This window comes from Acidaminococcus sp. HCP3S3_H5, assembly GCF_052122235.1.
Classification (GTDB): Bacteria; Bacillota; Negativicutes; order Acidaminococcales; family Acidaminococcaceae; genus Acidaminococcus.
In genome coordinates this window covers 50,876-72,114 of sequence record NZ_JBQKCS010000008.1, presented here as the reverse complement: position 1 = coordinate 72,114, position 21,239 = coordinate 50,876, and the positions used below count along the sequence as shown (strand labels likewise).

General features: G+C 50.3%; 13 protein-coding genes, 2 pseudogenes and 1 CRISPR repeat array. Of the genes and pseudogenes, 2 read left to right on the top strand and 13 right to left on the bottom strand.

Going from position 1 to position 21,239, the window contains the following annotated elements:
* Positions 1–41: 41 nt before the first annotated feature.
* The 10 genes from ACTQY5_RS10290 to cas3 all read right to left on the bottom strand — a co-directional run bounded on the left by ACTQY5_RS10290 (position 42) and on the right by cas3 (position 14,568).
* Positions 42–236 carry a DUF3298 domain-containing protein gene (locus ACTQY5_RS10290; RefSeq protein ID WP_441369172.1) on the bottom strand — a complete coding sequence of 65 codons (195 nt, stop codon included), beginning with the start codon at positions 234–236 and terminating at the stop codon, positions 42–44.
* Between the two features lie 90 nt (positions 237–326).
* Positions 327–620 (bottom strand): PdaC/SigV domain-containing protein, encoded by a 294-nt coding sequence (locus ACTQY5_RS10285; RefSeq protein ID WP_441369171.1) that lies wholly within the window; start codon positions 618–620, stop codon positions 327–329.
* Positions 621–2,692: 2,072 nt separating this feature from the next.
* Positions 2,693–5,283: direct repeats of the CRISPR family, unit length 28 nt; unit sequence GGATCATCCCCGCATGCGCGGGGTCCAC.
* 38 nt (positions 5,284–5,321) lie between these two features.
* Positions 5,322–6,203: a type I-E CRISPR-associated endoribonuclease Cas2e gene (cas2e, locus tag ACTQY5_RS10280; RefSeq protein ID WP_302575741.1), complete on the bottom strand. Its 882-nt coding sequence runs from the start codon at positions 6,201–6,203 to the stop codon at positions 5,322–5,324.
* Positions 6,200–7,153, bottom strand: coding sequence for a type I-E CRISPR-associated endonuclease Cas1e (gene cas1e, locus ACTQY5_RS10275; protein ID WP_441369170.1), 954 nt, complete (start codon positions 7,151–7,153; stop codon positions 6,200–6,202). Before cas1e ends, cas2e begins: the two co-directional genes overlap by 4 nt.
* Positions 7,150–7,821, bottom strand: a complete 672-nt coding sequence (cas6e, locus tag ACTQY5_RS10270) for a type I-E CRISPR-associated protein Cas6/Cse3/CasE (RefSeq protein ID WP_441369169.1) — start codon at positions 7,819–7,821, stop codon at positions 7,150–7,152. Before cas6e ends, cas1e begins: the two co-directional genes overlap by 4 nt.
* Positions 7,818–8,507, bottom strand: coding sequence for a type I-E CRISPR-associated protein Cas5/CasD (gene cas5e / locus ACTQY5_RS10265; RefSeq protein WP_441369168.1), 690 nt, complete (start codon positions 8,505–8,507; stop codon positions 7,818–7,820). The genes cas6e and cas5e overlap by 4 nt, the downstream gene beginning before the upstream one ends.
* The gene (gene cas7e / locus ACTQY5_RS10260; protein ID WP_302575735.1) at positions 8,504–9,589 is read right to left on the bottom strand and encodes a type I-E CRISPR-associated protein Cas7/Cse4/CasC; all 1,086 of its coding nucleotides are present in this window, start codon (positions 9,587–9,589) and stop codon (positions 8,504–8,506) included. Before cas7e ends, cas5e begins: the two co-directional genes overlap by 4 nt.
* Entirely contained in the window at positions 9,582–10,175 is a 594-nt protein-coding gene (gene casB / locus ACTQY5_RS10255; RefSeq protein WP_279126113.1) for a type I-E CRISPR-associated protein Cse2/CasB, read from the bottom strand. Before casB ends, cas7e begins: the two co-directional genes overlap by 8 nt.
* The gene (gene casA, locus ACTQY5_RS10250) at positions 10,172–11,833 is read right to left on the bottom strand and encodes a type I-E CRISPR-associated protein Cse1/CasA (protein ID WP_441369167.1); all 1,662 of its coding nucleotides are present in this window, start codon (positions 11,831–11,833) and stop codon (positions 10,172–10,174) included. The genes casB and casA overlap by 4 nt, the downstream gene beginning before the upstream one ends.
* On the bottom strand, positions 11,830–14,568 hold the full coding sequence (gene cas3, locus ACTQY5_RS10245) for a CRISPR-associated helicase Cas3' (protein ID WP_441369166.1): 2,739 nt from the start codon (positions 14,566–14,568) through the stop codon (positions 11,830–11,832). The genes casA and cas3 overlap by 4 nt, the downstream gene beginning before the upstream one ends.
* Before the next feature lie 1,027 nt (positions 14,569–15,595).
* Here cas3 and ACTQY5_RS10240 point away from each other — a divergent pair.
* The gene (locus ACTQY5_RS10240) at positions 15,596–16,543 is read left to right on the top strand and encodes an Abi family protein (protein ID WP_022486610.1); all 948 of its coding nucleotides are present in this window, start codon (positions 15,596–15,598) and stop codon (positions 16,541–16,543) included.
* A 617-nt stretch (positions 16,544–17,160) separates the two neighbouring features.
* Here ACTQY5_RS10240 and ACTQY5_RS10235 read toward each other — a convergent pair.
* The 3 genes and pseudogenes from ACTQY5_RS10235 to ACTQY5_RS10225 all read right to left on the bottom strand — a co-directional run.
* Positions 17,161–17,358, bottom strand: coding sequence for a hypothetical protein (locus ACTQY5_RS10235; RefSeq protein WP_154487304.1), 198 nt, complete (start codon positions 17,356–17,358; stop codon positions 17,161–17,163).
* An 810-nt stretch (positions 17,359–18,168) separates the two neighbouring features.
* Positions 18,169–18,471 (bottom strand): annotated as a pseudogene (locus ACTQY5_RS10230) (sugar phosphate nucleotidyltransferase); the annotation flags it as partial.
* Positions 18,472–18,523: 52 nt separating this feature from the next.
* A pseudogene (locus tag ACTQY5_RS10225) lies at positions 18,524–18,595 on the bottom strand (hypothetical protein); the annotation flags it as partial.
* Positions 18,596–19,108: 513 nt separating this feature from the next.
* Here ACTQY5_RS10225 and ACTQY5_RS10220 point away from each other — a divergent pair.
* The gene (locus ACTQY5_RS10220; protein ID WP_022488164.1) at positions 19,109–21,163 is read left to right on the top strand and encodes a transglycosylase domain-containing protein; all 2,055 of its coding nucleotides are present in this window, start codon (positions 19,109–19,111) and stop codon (positions 21,161–21,163) included.
* The last annotated feature ends 76 nt before the right edge of the window (positions 21,164–21,239 follow it).

The window sequence follows — 21,239 nt, the reverse complement described above, 5'->3', positions numbered from 1 at the left end:
AAATCACACCCGGCCCCTCCGGGCCTGTCAAAAGTCAGACGTCAGTTTTTCCGGTTCAAGTAAGCAATGACCTTGGGCGACAGTTCCACCCGCAGGGTCCCCAGGGCGTAGCACCCCAGTTCATAGGGCCGGTAGATCAGGGCGATTTTTCCTCCGCCCTCCAGGAAATAATTGTCGCTGATCTTCAGCTTGTCCCACATGAAAGAATCATTGGCAAAGGTCTTGCTCAGCGGCACCGGCTCATTTCGGCTGTTGTAAATGGGCTGGGACAGGATCAGGCTCTTGTCCGCCGTACTGATCCGGACAAAATAAGGAAGAGGCAGCTTCTACCCTGTCACCTTGCTGTAAGTCAGCCCCCGGGTATTGGTGTACCCATGGGCCGCCCCCTGGCTGTACCGGAAATCCGCCAGCGTGAGAGAAAGCAGCGTCCCGTCCTCATACTGCACCTGGTAAGAAAACCTCCCCCGGGTGAATTTTCCGGCCGCATAATCATCCCGGAACCCGGCTATATATTGGTAGATATCCGAATTGATCCGGTCCTGGGCCTCCTGATTGCGGTCCACATACACAATGGGGTAGCTCATCTTGTAATTGGCCTCGTCCGCCACATGCTTCTCCACGCTGGCCTCCCCCATCCCCAAAGGCAAAGCCAGCAAACCCGCCAACACAATCCAAGTCAGAAATTTCCCACTCTTTTTCATGATCAATGCCCCCATTTCAGGATAAACACTCACATACCACTTCGTCCATACCATTATTCTACCATAATATATGCCAGTAGGACGGTGAAAAGCAGCCAGCCGCTTTTCAGTCTCACGCCTTTGCCACCGACAAAAATGCCGCCAGAGCCGTCCGTTCCCCCCCTGGACCCCGTCCATCCGATTGAAAAATGCCGTCTCCGCCGGACTGATGACAACAACGATATTCTCCGCCTAATCAACGACAACCTCCTCCAATCGGTCGAACAAACAACATCCGATCCCAACGCGGTAGGGGTGCGCCGCAGGCACACCCTTCCCGGCCTCCTGGCTGTTTTAATCCGACTGAGATTGGCGATTTTAACCCGACTTCAAGAAGTAACCTGGTTTCATAACCACTTAGCCACCTAACCATTCAATCACTTTTCACACCCTATAAACTGATATTGATTAAACCTGCAATTCCAAAATATATATAAATAGTTCCCGATTACTCTTTGAAGTACCAGCCGTTCATCCCCGCATACGCGGGGTACACGGATAACAACGATGTTTTCCTCCATGTGTATATCGTACACCTCAAAATCTCCAAAATTTGCGGTCAGAAAATAGGTTAACCTCAAAAATTGCAATTTTTAAGGCTTGATAACTATCTTTACATTCATATTATAATGGCATCGTCCATAAACAACAATACAGACGCAGATGTCTCCCTTGTCCCTTTCTCTCCGTTCCCGTAGGGGCGGCAGGCCCGGCCGCCCGCATTTGTAAGCACCTCCTCACGCTCAACGTCTCCCGTCTCACGCCAAAGGATGCCAGATGCCGGGCATCTGCCTTTGAACACAAAAAAACGGAGGCCGGGAAGGGCTCCCCTCCGGGAAGCCCCTACACCGTCTCCGTCGGACTGATGATAACAACGATATTCTCCGCCTGGTCAACGACAACCTCCTCCAATCGGTCGAACAAACAACATCCGATCCCAACGCCGTAGGGGTGCGCCGCAGGCACACCCTTCCCGGCCTCCTGGTTGTTTTTTATCCGACTGAGATTGGCGATTTTATCCCGGCTCTAAGAAGCAACCTGGTTTCATAGCCACTTAGCCACCTAACCACTCAATCACTTTTCACTCCCTATAAACTGGTATTGATTAAACCCGTAATTCCAAAATGTATATAAATCGTTCCCGATTATTCTTTGAAGTACCAGCTGTTCATCCCCGCATGCGCGGGGTCCACTTTGTCATGGGCATGTGGGCAGGCATGGCCCTGGGATCATCCCCGCATGCGCGGGGTCCACGAATAACAACGATGTTTTCCGCCAGGTGTATATCGTACACCTCAAAATCCCTAAAATTTGCGGTCAGAAAATAGGTTAACCTCAAAAATCGCAGTTTTTGAGGTTTGATAATTGTCTTTACATTCATATTATAATAGCATTGTCCATAAACAACAATACAGATGCAGATGTCCCCCTTGTCCCTTCCTCTCCGTTTCCGTAGGGGCGGCAGGCCCGGCCGCCCGCATTTGTAAGCACCGCCTCACGCTCAACGTCTCCCGTCTTACGCCAAAGGATGCCAGATGCCGGGCATCTGCCTTTGAACATAAAAAACGGAGGCCGGGAAGCCCCTACGCCGTCTCCGTCGGACTAATGACAACAACGATATTCTCCGCCTGGTCAACGTAATTGCAGGGTGTGGCCCACACAGGCCGCCTGCATTCTCCGGTCCAACGACAACCTCCTCCAATCGGTCGAACAAACAACATCCGACCTCAACGCTGTAGGGGTGCGCCGCAGGCACACCCTTCCCGGCCTCCTAGTTGTTTTAATCCGACTGAGATTGGCGTTTTTAACCCGACTTCAAGAAGTAACCTGGTTTCATAACCACTTAGCCACCTAACCACTCAATCACTTTTCACACCCTATAAACTGATATTGATTAAACCTGCAATTCCAAAATGTATAAAATAGTTCCCGATTGCTCTTTAAAGTACCAGCTGTTCATCCCCGCATACGCGGGGTACACGAGTTTTCTTTGTATCTCCCTTTCTTGTCTATAGGATCATCCCCGCATGCGCGGGGTCCACATTACAACGCACCGGAAGCATACACCAACGTAAGGATCATCCCCGCATGCGCGGGGTCTACGGGCTTGTAGTGTAATCTATTTCCTGTGTCGCAGGTTCATCCCCGCATGCGCGGGGTCCACATTTCATCCATCGCATCAAGCAGCAGTCCGGCGGGTTCATCCCCGCATACGCGGGGTCCACTTTTTGGAGCCGGTGTGCAGGACCTGGCCGCGGGGTTCATCCCCGCATACGCGGGGTCCACTTTTTGTCTAATCTGGCATCGGCTGCCGTAATGGGTTCATCCCCGCATACGCGGGGTCCACGGTCTGGTGATGCTTTTGCCGCGTCTGTACAGAGGTTCATCCCCGCATACGCGGGGTCCACGTAATCTGGGGTTCTGTACCGTTCATTACCCAGGGTTCATCCCCGCATACGCGGGGTCCACCAGACTGGACCGAGCAGGTGGCAAGCGGAACTAGGTTCATCCCCGCATACGCGGGGTCCACATGTCCTTAGGGTGCGGATGGGGGTGTGGTGAAGGTTCATCCCCGCATGCGCGGGGTCCACAGCTGGGCTTGTCTTGCTCCAGCCTGCCGTAAGGGATCATCCCCGCATGCGCGGGGTCCACTATCAGGCGGGGTCACCTTGGGGATAGGGATCAGGATCATCCCCGCATGCGCGGGGTCCACTCCCGGCACTCTATCATATCCGCCAGCGCCAGAGGATCATCCCCGCATGCGCGGGGTCCACGCCACCAGGGCGGTGCCCCGCTTATGGACGTTGGGATCATCCCCGCATGCGCGGGGTCCACTATTTGATTTTTGTTAAGTCCTAGCTTCTTTAGGGATCATCCCCGCATGCGCGGGGTCCACAACTGTCTCTGCTGGCGTTGAATGAAGGATTGGGGATCATCCCCGCATGCGCGGGGTCCACTGGCTGAACGTAGAATGATGGCGAAATCCGTTAGGATCATCCCCGCATGCGCGGGGTCCACTTGAGAATACTAACGGCCCGGACGTTATACCCAGGATCATCCCCGCATGCGCGGGGTCCACAGGGCAAGGGGGACCTGTGGGGCGGCTGTGAGGGGATCATCCCCGCATGCGCGGGGTCCACCTCCGGAATAATCCACCATCGCTTTTTATGAAAGGATCATCCCCGCATGCGCGGGGTCCACAAGCAGAGGAGGAAACAAAATGAAATTTATCGAGGATCATCCCCGCATGCGCGGGGTCCACACCGCTGATTGTGACACTGATCCTGATGCCGTAGGATCATCCCCGCATGCGCGGGGTCCACGTATCCAACTGGGGACATCATAGTCTGGGTTTAGGATCATCCCCGCATGCGCGGGGTCCACAGACTGGCGCAAATTGGAAACAGCCATTGACCAGGATCATCCCCGCATGCGCGGGGTCCACCGAATTCCTGGACAGTGTGGACCGACTGCTTGAGGATCATCCCCGCATGCGCGGGGTCCACGGATTTGTTCAATACGGTTTTTTCGGTTTTCTGGGATCATCCCCGCATGCGCGGGGTCCACGGAAGCGGTTTCATTTCTTCCGTTGCCTGTTCAGGATCATCCCCGCATGCGCGGGGTCCACCACACTGGGAGTGATATTTTTGTTGAAAGACAAGGATCATCCCCGCATGCGCGGGGTCCACCTTGTAGATGGGGTCGATGATTACCGCCATGTAGGATCATCCCCGCATGCGCGGGGTCCACACATCCAGACCGGCATTGATCCGGCAGCCGGTGGGATCATCCCCGCATGCGCGGGGTCCACTTATCTACTCTACTCTTCTCTACTCTAGGAATAGGATCATCCCCGCATGCGCGGGGTCCACGTAGTCAAGGACCCTGCTACAGGACGGTACCGGGGATCATCCCCGCATGCGCGGGGTCCACCCCTGGCCAAACGGGCCGGGAAAACGGTGCCAAGGATCATCCCCGCATGCGCGGGGTCCACGACCGGAATCTTCCCTGGACAGCTTCTACCGGAGGATCATCCCCGCATGCGCGGGGTCCACGAAAAGTACTGCAGGGACCGTAAGACGGTAGTAGGATCATCCCCGCATGCGCGGGGTCCACCCCACTTAATATCTTCCGGATCGGAATTCCGCAGGATCATCCCCGCATGCGCGGGGTCCACTACCTGATCCAGAACGGCGAAGACATCCTGCTGGGATCATCCCCGCATGCGCGGGGTCCACTAGCTTTTGTCGATTTTCATAATTTTCTCCTTAGGATCATCCCCGCATGCGCGGGGTCCACCTTCCCATTTTTTCGGGGATACCGGTACAGGTAGGATCATCCCCGCATGCGCGGGGTCCACCACAAAGGAGCTGAGCTGCTTATGATCGGAAAAGGATCATCCCCGCATGCGCGGGGTCCACACCCACACCGTAAGCTGCATTACATCCCCGGTAGGATCATCCCCGCATGCGCGGGGTCCACATCAGCGAGAATCTTATGGTTTTCCCTTATGCAGGATCATCCCCGCATGCGCGGGGTCCACACTAAAAAAAGCCCGAAAAAACGCCATTCTTGAAGGCATCACGATCCCTTTTCATTTAACTTCACAAACACAGCCTTTGTCAACAGGCAATCTGCCAATGCCCGATGTTCCTGTTTCTCCAATCCCAAATGATTGGCAACAGTGGACAATTTGTAATTGGGCATAAGCCGGATTTTCTTCTTGGCCAAAGGAAGCACATCCATACAGTGATTTTCCGGCGTTGGATATCCATATCTCAAGCAGGCCTGTATAAGGAAATTCATATCAAAGGATGCATTATAAAGCAGCAGCTGGTCCTCTCCAATAAATTCCAAAAAAGCGTCCAGCCCATCTTTTTCCGACACTCCCTCTTTTTCCAGAAGTTCCACAGTAATTCCTGTCAGTTTTTCAATTTCCTGGGACAACGGCTCTGTAATACGGATAAGTTGCGAATAGGTTTCTGTTACCCTGCCATTCCGTACCTGTACTGCACCAAACTCCATGATCCGGTTTTCCAGCGGATTCAGACCTGTCGTCTCCAGATCTATGACAGTATAATTCCTCATTGCGTCAAACTGATTTTGCTTCAGTGCTCTTTTCCTTGCCATAAGGTGTATCTCAGCATTGCTCTTCGTTCCGGAATCATCCACATTTGCAGACTGATTCCCCAAAAGAGGATGGAGCATCAGCTTGATTCCATCCAGATCAACAGGCTCCCAGGCTGAATGCCAGGTGTAAAAATCCATGCCCTGTTCATTGGCAGCATTAAATACCATTGTAGCCTGTCCATCTTTCACATGGTTGCAGATCCGCTTCCACAACTCTTCCCTGACTCTGGCCGAAACACGGCCCACATAGACTCCCGTGTTGATTTCAAAAAGCCATTTCGTCAAATCTCCCCGCAAACTGGGAGGGCAATTGGTAACCGTAACTACAATCATGAACGGTCACCTGTTCCCTCATGATACTGCTTTCCATTTTCCACAGTTCCCAGTTTATTGTCCCATAGATAAACAGCATTGACCAATTCACTGTTGGGAGCTCCATCATCTTTTAACAGACACTGGATATCATGGACCATTCTTTCCAGGATATGAGACTTCACCATTGCATCCCGCACATGATGACGGACTGAGCGTTCCAGATCATCCGGGTTTTTCGCCGCTTCCTCAAAAGCAATGGGAATGGTTATCTCCGCTTTGTACAGATCGGCAATATCATAAACAAAAGAACAGTCATGTCCCACATGTACAAAGCCAAGGCCTGGAGAACACCCCAGCGCCGCTATGACGGCATGGGCCAACCCGTAAAGGCAGGCATGTCCCATGGAAAGAGCTTTGTTCACTGGATCCCCGGCTTCGAAATTCTGGGGATCATAGTCCCTGCCGTTCCATGGAACATTCCATTTTTTGGAAGATTGCCGGTAAACATTGCGGATCCGGCTGCCTTCCCGTCCCCGCAGCTGCTGCAGTGTCAATTTGGACACATCTTCATCCGGGAACCTAAGCTGATACATTTTACGGACTACTTCCAAATGAAGTCGTTGGTTATTGACCCTCCTGGCCTGTTCCATCAAAAGTCCGGATCTGTGAGTCAAAGACTGTCCGCTGCCATAATACCGCACGCCATGTTCTCCGGTCCAGATAACGGTAACTCCGGCATCCCCTATCAGCTCCATGGCCCGGTGAGATACATCCGTTCCCGGGCCTAAAATCAGTACGGATACAGCAGCCGCAGGGATATGGATGATTCCCTCCTTGCGTGCAGCGGTAATCGCACTGTCTTTCCGGCTGATAGTGCAGTGTTCCAGATAGATAAAGGTCATCCGGTCCCCGACTTGGGGCAAGGCGTTCAATTCCGGCTGTTTGATACCGGGGATCTTTTCCGTCATCTGAGACGCCCTGCAACAGTCAGCAAGCCCATGCCATAGGCTTTCCCTCTTCCGATGCCTTCAATCAGAGTCTCCCTGAACAGATCAGGATTCACTACCTTCAGGACTCCTTCAAAAGTAACCGCCAAAAGAGAAACCCGGCGTCCCTGATCACTGCTCTTCCGAAAGAAGAAAGAATGATCTTCTACAACCTGGAACGCTTCTTCTGAAAGTTCAAATCCATGTTTTTCCGCCCGGTCCAGCAGCCATTTTTTCTGATACCGGGGCGTAACATGGGGATATACTTTTCCCCTTTGTCCCGGAACATCTTTCTTTTCCATTACACTGTGGGTAGGATAGGCAACCAGGCGAAAATGCCATTGGCTGCCGGCATCCAGCTGCTCCAGCAGCGGATTATAGCAGCGGGTCTCCCATTTTTCCTTTGCTTCCGGGAATCCAAACTGCTCCGCAGCGCTGGTAAGATCAGGTTCTTCCCGACTGACGATCAGCAAATACGTTTTCCCACGAAGCGGATCCACTCTCCACAGCTTTTTCTGTTTCCTGACAGGGAAAGACTGTTCCAACGCACCATGGAAAAGATTTGGGTTGGCCAAAGCCTGCATGGTTTTCCGTTTGGAAAGATCCAGCTGCATCCTCGTCATGTATATGGGGTTATCTGCCAGGTTCACTTTCCATCACCCCCCAGTTCTCCAAAAGCATCATGATCCGTAGCCCGGATATCTCCTTTGTCCACATAGCCCGCTTCTTTCACATACCGATACCGATACCTGCGGTAAGCCGAATTGAATGATACCGGTTCGTCCTTCAAACGATGCCGGATAGATGCAGGTTCCCCGTCATCGTCTAAAATCAGGCGCAGATGATGATCCAGTCGTTTTTGTCTCCATTCTGCAGACAGCCAGGGTTCCTTCAGAAGCGTTTCCTTCAATCCGGTTTGACGGATGCCAAGTACCAGGGGAAAACTGGGAGGGCAGGACCGCCGCCCCAGAAAAAGCGGATATACAGGGTTTTCCAAAGCCAGTTGGATTTTTTCCAAAAAAGCTTGATCAGGATGTTCCAAGCCAACAAGGAACACTGCATCACTGAGATAAAACCTTCTGGTAAGGTCCGCCTGTTTGGTTCCGTGGACCATCTGGAAATCTTCAAGAGATTCTCCCGGCTGGTCCACACGCACTCCCATATGGAGCGCACACAAGTCCTGATTTTCTTCATTTCTTTTTCTGCCCAAAGCAGAAGCCAGCAGCCCGATTACGCCGCTCTTTGTGGGAATGGAATAAGACCTCCTGATGCTGAACCTGGAATCATCACCCCACGCCTGCAGCGGGGCAGCAAGCCGCAACAGCAGCGTACTCATTTTTCATCCTCCAATTGTTTTGCCAGAGCGTTTTCCAGAGCATCCAGAAGATCAGGTACCGAATACGCCGGAACATCCAAGCCCTCCTCATTCAGTAATTCCATGGATTTCCCGGAGCCAAAAGAAAGGACAGGGGCATTTCCATACTGGCGGTAAAGGTCTTTGGTGTACTTTGCAAAAGCTTTTTCCGATGCATCGATATACCCTTCCGTTCCAGCCGGTACCGCTTTTTCAAAAGCACCGCATAAATTGACGGGCTGATCCCGCCGCAGGGTGATATAGATATCGCTGGGCAGGGTACGGTTGGCAAATGTGTTTTCCTTCCCGGTAGGCATCGTATATACAAACGATTCCACAAAATTCCGGGTTGCCCTGGCTGCCTTTTCGCCGGTGAAATTTGCCAGTTCCCGCACATTCACAGTGGCATACCGGTACAAAACGGCAGAATTGAATTCTACAGTTCCCAAATGACCAGCTCCTGCATTGTCATCCCGGGAGCAATCATCAACAGCCGTAAAATAATCATATTCATTATGGACAATGTGGGTAGAAATGCTGTGGGCCACCTGTACCGTTGCATCATAATTTAAAGACGGATCGCTGGCGGCCATTCGCCCGAACATGATCATATCCACAGAAGGATTTTCTTTTAACGCTTCTTTATAGGCTTTTTTGTCTTTTTCATCGTCGATAACCAGTCTGGCCAGCGCCTGGACTTGGCTTGCACTGATGAAAAACAGGGCATCCGTTCCTTTTTCCGCATCCTTGATCTTAAGGCCGGCATTGGTCAAGGCCGTAATGGCCAATTTTTCTGCTTTCTCTGGAGACAAATCGGTTCTTTCCTGCAATACAGCATTTTTCACCAGTTCAACAATGTGCTTTGTTCTTTTCCCCAGTTCCCCTTCCGGAAAAAGTCTTTTGAAATCCTCCCGGATTACCCGTTTCCACGCCTGGGAAGAAACTCTGGCCCGTGGAGTTCCCCCGTAAACTGCCATTTTAGGGCTTCCGGTATCATCCCGGTTTACACAGCTGGGCGGTACATTCTGCAGAACATGGATATCCACATACAAATTCTTATTCATGATTTTCCTCCTTCACGGTTTCCTGTTGATTGTCAAAAGCATAAAAACCACGGCCCCATTTCAATCTGACCTGGTTCTGATTTTCCACTGCCTGATACAAGTACAGATCTCCTGCCAAATCAATGTAGTCCAGCGGAATTCCCTTACTTCGCAGCAGCTCAACGATTCCCCGCAGATGATATGTCAGCTCTTCCATATCAGTGGCTGTTGCCATCTGGTTGAATCTCCTCAGGATCCGGTTCTCCGCGTCCTGATCTCCTTTGGGAACCAGTCCTCGAAGCGCTTTTCCCAGGGAGGCTCCCTTTTTCTGCATGGATTGGCTTTGTCCCTGCTGATGCAGCGCATATAAAGTAAGTGCAGCATAGACCGCCCACTCGCCCCGGCTGGCAGTTTTCCCTTTTCCCTGCAGTTCTTCCGGCAGTTGGTTTAAAAAGCTGCCATAGAGCAAAGGAATCTCTCCAGGGTATTTTCCTACGCCCTTCCTCAACAACGCCAATTCAGCTTTCCCATTCCCTTTGTCGCTGACTTTTTGCAGATACCCGATTTTCAGCATCACATACTTTTTCACTTCATCCAGTCTGCTCACTTGGCATCACCCTCTTTCGGATAAATTTTGGCCAATTCCAGTTTAAACCACATGTCTGCCCGGGGCACCGAATAAAATTCCCGGGTATTCCTTTTTTTGTCTTCAAGGATACGCCCCGAAAAAGCAGCCACACCGGCCCGCTGTTCTTCCGCATTCCCGATTTGGTTTGCAATGGCTTTTGCCTGTTGCTCCCAGTCCCGGTATGCATTTTCCAACTTCTTGGGATCTTTCAGCAAATCTCCCCGGAACTGGAGCAGCCACTTTCTGAAAGGTTCATCAACAGCCCGATAAAAAAGCGACTCCCCTTTCCTGCTTTTTTTCTCCGGATCTCCCCCCTCTGCCAAAAAAATATTATAAAACAGGTGATTGACAGCCCGGGCGGCTTCATCACACTTGGCAATCTGTTGTTCAATGGTTTCCTGGACTCCTATCTCTTGTTCAGAAAGAAGTTCCGGATACAAAGTCAGTGTATCGCTGCTGAAATCATTAATGAAAAAGTCCTTATCACCATACTGCATGGCAACAATCCGAAAACGGATAGTTTCTGCAGAAGGAAGCAAATCCAGTTCCTGCAAAGACCGCAGCCAACTGATGATTCCAGGAACATGCCTGTTCTGATGGGTTTCTTCCGATGACTGGTTTACAAAATAATTGCCAAAATCACGCCACATTTGCCTTCCAGGTGAAATTCTCTGAGGATGGAAAAACTGCTTTTTCAGATCTTTAGGCTCATTCCATACAGTCATCTGTTCATTGAAAGCGCCATCTTTACCATTATTACTGAAAAAGTCACCACCCAGCAGATGATATCCTGTTACTCTTCCATTTTCCCGTTCCAGCAACAACCTCCTGGATTGTAGGGTAAGCAAGCTGGCCAAATTATCCGGAACAGAGATCTCTGTCCGTTCGTCCTCTTTAGGCAGATGTTCCCAGTTGGGATTGGCCTTTTCGCCCCATAATTCTTCTCCGTCTTTTAAAAAAGTCAGATTCAGGAGTATGGTTTCAAACAGGTTCTTTCCCACACTCTGGATCATTCCCAGTTTCCCCACCCAGCCAGCGCCTGGTGAAGGCAATCCCTTTTGTTTGGGTTTGGCTGACGTATCATCAAAGGCATTGACAAACAGGAGCCACCGGGCGGCTTCCGGATAGGAAAGGGTGTTTTTCTCTTCCCCGGCACGATTGGAAAAGAGCCGGATCTTATTGCTGCTTTCTGAAATATCACCAATCAGTTTGGAAGCACCATACTGGGTTCCCTGAACGGCGCCGGGAGCCTGACCAAAAGGTCTTTCCGGATCAAAAAGCCAGAAGCAGTCATGGTACTGCTCCAGATACTGCAAAACAGGCTCCTGGGGAAACCGTCCATTTTCCCATAAGGCTCCCCAACGCCGCAGGATTTCATCTGCCGCTTCATCCGGATCAGTGATTTCCGCAATATCCATGGCTTTTCCATTTTCATCCACCCGGGAAAAAATGGTATATGCCAGAGCAATCAGCAGGCGGAGTACGGCAAAATTCTGGGGCTGATTCTCACCTCCCAGGTCAAGATAATCCTGTCCATGGAGGAATACGTCCCTCAAAGACAAGGTATCAACCTGCAGATCTTTACGCAGCACACAAATCCAGGGTTCATCCACAAGATTGAATTCTCGTTCGTTCATTCTCCACTCTCCTTTTCATAGATGAGTCCCAACAGCGGATCATAGGAAATCTCATACCCGGCAAGTTTCCCTTTGCCATTTTCTTCCAAAACCAAAAACAACTCTCCGGAAAGATAGGGATTCTTCAGCCATTGAGGAACCCATTGTTTAGTCTGTTTCTCCAGTTCCTGAATGACTTTCTGTACTATCCAAGGCTGGCCAAACCGTGCAGGCAGCCGTATTTTCTGCTGGTAGACACGCAGGGCATCAGCATTGTTCAACGGTTCATCCCAAGCAAACCGCTGATTTCCTGGCCAGACATCCTTCAGTGCATTTGCTGTCAGATCTTTTTCCAAAAGGATCACTTCAATGCTGTCCGGGCCATTGCGCACACTGGCTTCTGCCTGGATTTCATTCATGGCTGGCGTGTTGTCCAGCCAGCCTTCCAACGTGTTTCTTGCCTTGAATCTTGCTGTTTTCCTGGGAAGAGGCACACAGTTTGTTTTTGCAGCATTTTTTTCGTCAGCCATATGCTGGTCATATTTTACCTTCGCCTCCTTTTCTTTTTCAGGAGCGATGCTGTAGGACTCATCATACACGTCCTGCACATAGGGAGAAATATCATCCGGCAGGATGAATCTGTCCGGCAAAAGTTCTTTTGTCCGCAAAAGCAGATATTCCTCATAAACCGCTTTTGCTCCCTCATCCAGTTCTTCGTCTTCTTTGGCACCCAGAATCATACAGGTTGCCTGCTTCAAGCCATCCGGCCGTTTTCTGGCATGCCGATGCAACCGTCCGATTCTTTGGAACAGCAGATCCATGGGACAGAGGTCCGTAAGCAGCAAATCAAGATCTATATCCAGAGACTGCTCCATAACCTGGGTTCCAACGACCACCAGGTTGTTTCGGTTTTCGCCAGATTTTTTCCCGATCCGTTTCAGTATTTCCTTTTCCAAAGCGGTCTTTTGCCCCAGGATGAATCCAGCATGAAAGAGGATGATTTCATCCTCTGGAAGCGAATCTTTCAAATGTAACGCCAATTGTTGGGCTCTCTTTACCGTATTCACAATGATACCCGCACATCCCCCTGCGCCCAGCCGGTGTTTCAGGATATCCGGAATGTCTGCATCGGAAATCCGCTGCAACCGAACCTCTTTCGAAGTTCCTTCCACAGGAATCTTTTTCTGTTTGACCTGATTTCCGTCAGTCCATGTCAACAAGGGGTATTCTTTGCTGGTCATCCAGGGCTCCCCGGCTCCGCTGTCCGCATTGACAATTCCCTGATACGCCTGTATCAAAGCAGTCCTCCTGGCATAAGGCAGGGTGGCGGACAACAGGACAACAGGTACCTGATAGGCGCCCAACCAGGCCATTGCCCGTCCCAGGAACTGATTCATATATGCATCATACGCATGACATTCATCTACGATGACCACTTTTCCTGCCAGGCCCAGATGCCGCAGCATCACATGTTTTTGCTTCAGGGCAGCCAGGAGCAGCTGGTCTACAGTCCCAATCACAAAATCAGTCAACAGTGCCTGTTTTCTCCCTTCAAACCAGGGATGGACCAACAGCGGCTCTCCATCTTCATCCGTAGATGCTGTTCCATGGAAAATGGATCTGTAGTCGTCATTCATTTCTGCGGCGCCATGAGCAAGCCGTATTCCCAAACTGGCCGTCTCTGCCTGGGCTTCTTCAGCAGCCCAATCTGCAATCCGGGGGAAAATACCATTGGAGGTTGCCTGGGTTGGCAGCCCGAAAAACAGTCCACCGCTGCCCTTTCGGCTGGCCAGCAAATCGGCTGCGGCCAGCGCAGCTTCAGTCTTCCCAACTCCCATCTGCGCTTCCAGTACAAAGATCCCCGGATTTCTGGCCTGTTCCACGGCTTCAATGACTGCTTTCTGGACAGAATTGGGGAGAAAACCAAAGTGTTCGGCAAAAGTTTGATCAGAGAGGCTGTAACATTGTGAATTCCAGGGCGGTGGCAACTCCAGCTGCGAAAGGCCATTTTCAATTCGTTCGGCATAATCGATTTCTTCCCCACACTTATCAACGGAAATCAGGGGAAAGTAGATTTCGTTACTGGCAATCCAGTCAGCCATGATCAATAGACCTGTCAGCAGAACCTGGGCCGGCATGGAGATTTCAGGAATGTCTTGTGGAGAAGAAATGTCTGCCAGCTGGAATCCCTGTTCTATGAACCAGTTGCGCATTTCTTTCCACTGTTCAGCCATATCCAGTTCGGACCGGTCATAATAATTGATATGATGAATGGAATAAGGTGAAAGCTGCTTCTTTTCCCAGCCTTTTCCCTCTTTGGCATGGGGTTTTCCATGGTGGGCACCAACCATGGCAGCAAAACATAAAGGAAAATCTCTTGCCAGCAATACGGCTTCCCCAGCTATTGGATGCGGGGATGCTTTTCGGCTGGTGAATACTTTATATCCTGAAATCGGGAGGCCCTCTTCCTCCAATTGATTCTCTATTCCTTCTATATTTTGCAGGATCATACTGCAAAATGCGGGGGTCGCCTTTCCCAAATCATGCAGGGCACCCAAAAGCACAGCCGTTTTCCAAAGCTGCTCTTCGTTTCCTGCAGGATTTATAGCCTTTTTCACTGAATCAGGCAGCCATACGGAAATCAGATAATCCATCACAGCAGCTGTATCCCGTAAATGCATCCATAAAGGGAGCCATTCGTCCGGATTTTTCCGATTTGCTTTTGCCGGTAAATCCCATACAGCCCGGATTGTCATGTCATTACCCCTTTCAGTTTATTCATCACTCTTTTATATTATCATATTTATTGTATTTTTATGATAATTTTTTTGCTACTTTTATCAGTCTACTTCCATCCCCTCCTTTTCTCCCTCTACTATACCATAGTACCTATGTAAAAAAACTCCCAGTAAAGAAATTCTTCCAACACAAAAAAACGGAGGCCGGGAAGGGCTCCCCTCCGGGAAGCCCCTACGCCGTCTCCGTCAGACTGATGTTAACAACGCTATTCTCCGCCTGGTGAATGTCACTGCAGGGGCGCGGTCCACACGGGCCGCCCGCCTTTGCCGGTTCAACGACACCCCCGTCCACTCGATCGAACAAACAACATCCGACCCCAACGCTGTAGGGGTGCGCCGCAGGCACGCCCTTCCCGGCCTCCTGGTCAAGCAGACCCAATTATCCTTAAAGTGAAGAACGTTGCAGTCTATCACATCCGTATTCATTCCTGATTCTCCATTCTAATCCATGCCCCCGTATGGGGGCGACAAGGGATGTGTGTCGATTTCTCCATCCATGACGTATTTTCAATCTATGCCCCCTTGCGGGGACGACAGGCCCGGCCGCCCGCATCCGCAAACGCCGTCTCACGCCAAAGGATGCCAGATGCCGGGCATCTGCTTTTGAACATAAAAAACGGAGGCCGGGACGGGCTCCCCTCCGGGAAGCCCCTACGCCGTCTCCGTCAGACTTCGGTAGAATAAACAACATCCGACCCCAACGCCGTAGGGGTGCGCCGCAGGCACGCCCTTCCCGGCCACTTGTTGTTTTCATCCGACTGAAATTGGCGATTTTAACCCGACTCTAACAACGCTTGCATTTTCTCTGTCAATCCTATATGATTATATGAAATAATTTACTGAATTATGCATTAAATAAAATGGTCAATTTTTAGCACGTTGACATTGATATATAAATTCTATATAATGGAGAACAAAGGAGTGCTGAAATCTCTACGGGGATCAGTGCGAATACCTTCTCCATTGTTGGAGAGGGTATTTTTTTATGGGTAAACAAAAAACATTTAAAACAATAGAAGAACAAATTTCATTATTAAAAGCAAGAGGTTTAATCATTTCAGATGAAGCGTATGCTGCAAATTACTTGCTGAGTAACAATTATTACAACATTATAAATGGGTACAGTAAATATTTTATATCCAAAGGAGATACTTATTTACCTGGTGCAAACTTTGATGAAGTCGTCTGTTTATATTCATTTGACCGCGAAATCAAGCAGGCTTTCTTTAACAAAATTCTCAGCGTTGAGGGGCATTTAAAATCCATCTTTGCCTATCATTTTGCCAAAAAATACAGGAATACCCCCTATGCCTACCTGGATACCGCATGCTATGACTCTAGTAAAACACTATCAGTTGTAACAACCATTTACCACCTGTCTGGCATTATAAATCATTATAAAAAACAACCAAACAGCAGTATCGCCCATTATTTAAAAAATTATGGATCTGTTCCTATCTGGGTGCTCATCAACTATATGGATTTTGGCGAACTTCGCCACATGATATCTTCAGTATCTACCCAGCTTCAAAACTCAATAGCCCATGATATGGAAACTTTCATCCAGCAAAACCTTCAGAAATCTGAAATTTTCCCACCTGAAACGATGTTGAGTTTCATCGAAAATATCAATGATGTAAGAAATATCTGTGCCCATAATAACCGTTTGATTGATTTTAAATGCAGAAGGGACTGCAAATACTGGTTTCCTCTTCATTCATCAGCAGGCTTAACCGCAAATGATTATCGTAACACTATTTATTCCGTTTATCTATCCATGCAATGCTTCCTCAACAGTGGAGAGTTTAACGTTTTACACAATTCATTGGATTTTCTAATGCAAACTTTAAACAAAAATTTAAAGACAATCTCTGCCAACACGATTATTCAAACTCTAGGTTTTCCAAAAGACTGGTTCACCCCCACAAGCTAATAACCCCGCATCTGCAAACGCCGTCTCACGCAAAAGGATGCCAGATGCCGGGCATCTGCCTTTGAACATAAAAACCGGAGGCTGAGATGGGCTCCCCTCCGGGAAGCCCCTACGCCGTCTCCGTCGAACTGATGATAACAACGATATTCTCCGCCTGGTCAACGTCACTGCAAGGGCGCGGTCCACACGGGCCGCCCGCCTTTGCCGGTTCAACGACAACCCCGTCCAATTGGTCGAACAAACAACATCCGACCCCAACGCCGTAGGGGCGCGCCGCAGGCGCACCCTTCCCGGCCTCCTGGTCAGGCAGACCCAATTATCCTTAAAGTGTAGAGATGGTCAGCCCGCTTAGGAAATATCCTGTTTGCCTCCGGCAAAATGTCGCCAGAACCACCCATTTATCCGGTTGCCCTGCCAGTGGAGGCACTGGATCAAAGTCAGCGGACCAGTTCCAGCGAAATATTCCCCTTTCCCAATAATATGTCTTTGGATCGATGGAAAAGCAGCCAACCGTTCTTCCATCTCACACAAGGTATCTCACGCTAAAGGGACCCGGCCCCAAGCCATGGTCACTCCATAGCGGCACACATGTCCCCGTACGCACAGGGTACGCCCAATTACTTCTCGGCTGTCTCTTCTGGCTCTTCCAGCCGTTTGTAAAACTTCTCATAACTTTTCCTTGCTTCTTTTGTGGCCTTGTCAGTGAGCTTGTATTTGCCCTCATACACATCATAGGTATACCACTCTGGATTTTCCAGAAACAGCGGCCGATTGTCAAAAATCATTACTTTATCATTCCTTTCTGCTTTAGCCATTTGGTCATGGCCTTGCCCAGATCAGATTCATCCCCGCATGCGCGGGGCCACCCAGTAAAGAAATAATCTCCAAATACAAAAAAACGGAGGCCGGGAAGGGCTCCCCTCCGGGAAGCCCCTACACCGTCTCCGTCGAACTGATGACAACAATGCTATTCTCCGCCATGTGTATATCATACACCTCAAAATCCCCAAAATTTGCGGTCAGAAAATAGGTTAACCTCAAAAATCGTGATTTTCGAGGTTTGGCATTTCTTCTCATGTTTATATTATAAAGGTATCGCCCATAAATAACAATACAGATGCAGGCCGCCCGCATCTGCAAACGCCGTCTCGCGCCAAAGGATACCAGATGCCGGGCATCTGCTTTTGAACATAAAAAACCGGAGGCCGGGATGGGCTTCCCTCCGGGAAGCCCCTACACCGTCGACCTCGGACTTATGACAACAACGATGTTCTCCGTCTGGTGAACGTCACTGCAGGGCGCGGCCCACACGGGCCGCCCTCCTTTGCCGGTTCAACGACATCCCCGTCCGCTCGATCAAACAATCAACATCCGACCCCAACGCCGTAGGGGTGCGCCGCAGGCACGCCCTTCCCGGCCACGGGCTGTTTTAATCCGGCTAGGGTTGGCGTTTTTTAACCGACTCTGACACAGGGAACTGAACTCATAAGCAATTGGCCACTTAATCACTTTACCACTCAGCCACCTAACCATCTTACCGGAACCCTTAGTCTGCTTATTAATCTATGATTACAGTGGCTCACTTTCGATGATATTCACAACTGGGTTTTAATAAGCTCCCTCAACTACTCCCTAAATCCCGGACCCAAATCATCTCTTCTCAATCCAAATTCCACCACAGCCTTCAAATATCCTAATTTATCCCCCGTATCATACCGTTTCCCCTGAAAATTGTACGCATATACATGCCCCATATGAGCCATGACCCGCAGGGCATCTGTCAGCTGGATTTCTCCGCCTTTGCCAGGCCGGGTCTCTTCCAGGATATCGAAAACTTCCGGAGTAATCACATACCACCCCAGAGCCGCAAAACGGCTGGGGGCTTCTTCCATTTTGGGTTTCTCCACCATATCCTGTACTTTCAGCAGGAATATACTGAATGGTAGGCTTATCCACAATAGGCAGCATTTCCTTGGGCATGGCTTTGGTTTCCGGCAGAAACCGGGTACCGAAGCCGGCTGCGGGGATTATGGCCTTACGGATTTTTTGCATGAGGAAGCTCCTTTTCGGCATAAATTTATGACTTTAGACTTCATCTGTTGATTATAACGTATAGTGTTAAATCTAGCTATCATAATTTACACAAAGGTGTGAATACTTTTCTTACTTTGTATTCAACTTCAGAGAGTCGGGAATTATGCTAATAAAACTACTATAAGTACAAATAAAAGCGCCCATAAGTCCAGTTTTAATGCAATGTTAAACATCTTATATTTATTAACAGCAATTCTGCTATTAATAATAATATCTTCAGCTAAATCTTGCACACATTTATTCGCTTTAGATTCTTTACGCCCGTAATTAAGATTTATACATTTTATATATTCTTCAGTAGCTTTAAATAATGCAATGCTTCTATAAAAAATCAAATTCTGAGTATTAGAATTCGATACGTCTAAGGAGAAGAGATAAAAGGGGAACTATACACCTCACAAAGCAAATGTGGTATAATATGCTGTAACTTATGGTCTCAATCTATTTCTATCTGTTATAGGAGCTGACGTGATGACAAGCAATAAAAACAGGAACTGGAGGAACCCCTTCGGTTCGTCTTCCCCCCACAAACGGAAAAAGCTGGGCGGAACAATCTTTTCTGCCCTGATGGCCCTGGTGCTGGTGGGCTTCCTTTCGGTGGCTGCCTTCTTTGCCGTGGCCAAATTCACCACCGCCAAGATCCTTACCAAGGATATGGCTCCCATGGCCTCTTCTCAGTTCTTCGATGCCAAGGGCAACCTGATCACCACGGTGGATTCGGAAGAAGACCGGATCCCGGTGACCATCGACAAGGTGCCCAAGAACCTGCAGAACGCGTTTCTGGCTGCAGAAGACATCCGGTTCTATGAACACGGGGGCATCGACTTCCGGGGCATCGGCCGGGCCATCTACACCTACATCCGGTGGGGCGAGGTCCAGGGGGGCAGTACCATTACCCAGCAGCTGGCCAAGAACTACTTCCTGACCCAGGAACAGACCCTGAGCCGGAAGCTCCATGAAGCCTTCATTGCTCTCCAGATCGAGCAGAAGTACACCAAGAAGGAAATCCTGGAAATGTACATGAACCAGATTTACTTCGGCCAGGGTGCCTACGGGGTGGAAACCGCCGCCAACACCTATTTCGGCAAGCATGTGGAGGATCTGGACCTGGCCCAGAGTGCCATGATTGCCGGGATTCCCAAGAGCCCCAACTACTACTCTCCCCTGTCCAACCCCAAGGCCGCCAAGGCCCGGCAGAAGACGGTGCTGGAGCAGATGGCCAAGTACGGGTTCATTACCAAGGAACAGGCTGACAAAGCCTATGCGGAACCTCTGACCTACAAGAGCCTGAATGAATCCCCCGGCTCCAAGAAATACTTCATTGATTACTGCATCCAGCTGCTGGTGGACAAATTCGGTCCGGATGCCGTATACAAACAGGGTCTGAAGGTGTACACCACCCTGGATCCGGAAATGCAGAAGGCGGCGGAAAAGGCGGCAGCCCTGACCCCCACCTATTACACTGACAGCAACAAGCTGAAGCAGCCTCAGAGTGCCATTGTGGCAGTGGATCCCAAGACCGGGTACATCAAGGCCATGATCGGAGGCCGGGGCACGGACCAGTTCAACCGTGCCGTCATGGCGGAACGGCAGCCTGGTTCTTCCTTTAAGCCTTTCGTTTACATGAACGCCATGGAACAGGGTGCCACTCCCAGCGATACCGTCCAGGACTCCCCCATCCCGGGAGACTGGAACCCCCAGAACTATGACCGGAGCTTCCATGGCACCGTGTCCTACCGGACGGCACTCACCTATTCCTACAACGTGCCTGCCGTCAAGGTGGCCATGAAGTACGGAACGGAAAAGACCCTGAAACTGGCCAAACGGCTGGGGATCACCACCCTGGTGGATGATGACGACAACGCGGCCATGGCCCTAGGGGGCCTGACCCACGGGGTGACGCCTCTGGAAATGGCCGGTGCCTATGCGGGCATCGCCAATATGGGGAAATTCAACAAACCCACTCCCATTGTAAAGATCCTGGACCGGAACGGCAAAGTGCTCTATGAACACAAAACCAATCCCACCCAGGCTGTGAAACCGGAAACTGCCTACATGATGATTTCCATGATGGAAGACGTTATGACCCGGGGTACTGGCCGGGGGGCCGCCATCAACCGTCCCTGCGCCGGGAAATCCGGGACCACTGACACTTACCATGATGCCTGGTTCGTGGGCTTTACGCCCAACCTGGCCTGTGCCGTATGGATCGGGGATGACAACAACGAATCCCTGGGCGGCATGACCGGTGGCGGTGAGCCGGCCACTCTGTGGCGGACCTTCATGAGCAACGCTCTGGAAGGGGTGCCGTCGGAAGACTTCGAGACTCCGGACGGGTTCAAGATGCCTGCTCCCAAGTATGAAGCTCCCAAGGCCCAGCCCAAGAAGGAAACCACCAAGAAGAAGGATACCAAGAAACAGAGCAGCAAAAAAGAAGACAGTCTGCCGGGAGACGGAAACGTTCCCCAGCCGCCCCGGTCCGGGAAGAGCTCCACACCCCCGCCCGTACGGCCGCCAAAGCAGTGATAATGAAAAAATCCCCGTCGCAAATGCGGCGGGGATTTTTTTGTCAATGGTCAGCGGAGGGCCGAGAACAACAAAG

Coding starts and splice junctions, on each gene's coding strand:
- cas2e (WP_302575741.1), bottom strand. CDS start 6,203: ATGATTGTAGTTACGGTTACCAATTGCCCTCCCAGTTTGCGGGGAGAT.
- cas1e (WP_441369170.1), bottom strand. CDS start 7,153: ATGACGGAAAAGATCCCCGGTATCAAACAGCCGGAATTGAACGCCTTG.
- cas5e (WP_441369168.1), bottom strand. CDS start 8,507: ATGAGTACGCTGCTGTTGCGGCTTGCTGCCCCGCTGCAGGCGTGGGGT.
- cas7e (WP_302575735.1), bottom strand. CDS start 9,589: ATGAATAAGAATTTGTATGTGGATATCCATGTTCTGCAGAATGTACCG.
- casA (WP_441369167.1), bottom strand. CDS start 11,833: ATGAACGAACGAGAATTCAATCTTGTGGATGAACCCTGGATTTGTGTG.
- cas3 (WP_441369166.1), bottom strand. CDS start 14,568: ATGACAATCCGGGCTGTATGGGATTTACCGGCAAAAGCAAATCGGAAA.
- ACTQY5_RS10240 (WP_022486610.1), top strand. CDS start 15,596: ATGGGTAAACAAAAAACATTTAAAACAATAGAAGAACAAATTTCATTA.
- ACTQY5_RS10235 (WP_154487304.1), bottom strand. CDS start 17,358: ATGGCTAAAGCAGAAAGGAATGATAAAGTAATGATTTTTGACAATCGG.
- ACTQY5_RS10220 (WP_022488164.1), top strand. CDS start 19,109: ATGACAAGCAATAAAAACAGGAACTGGAGGAACCCCTTCGGTTCGTCT.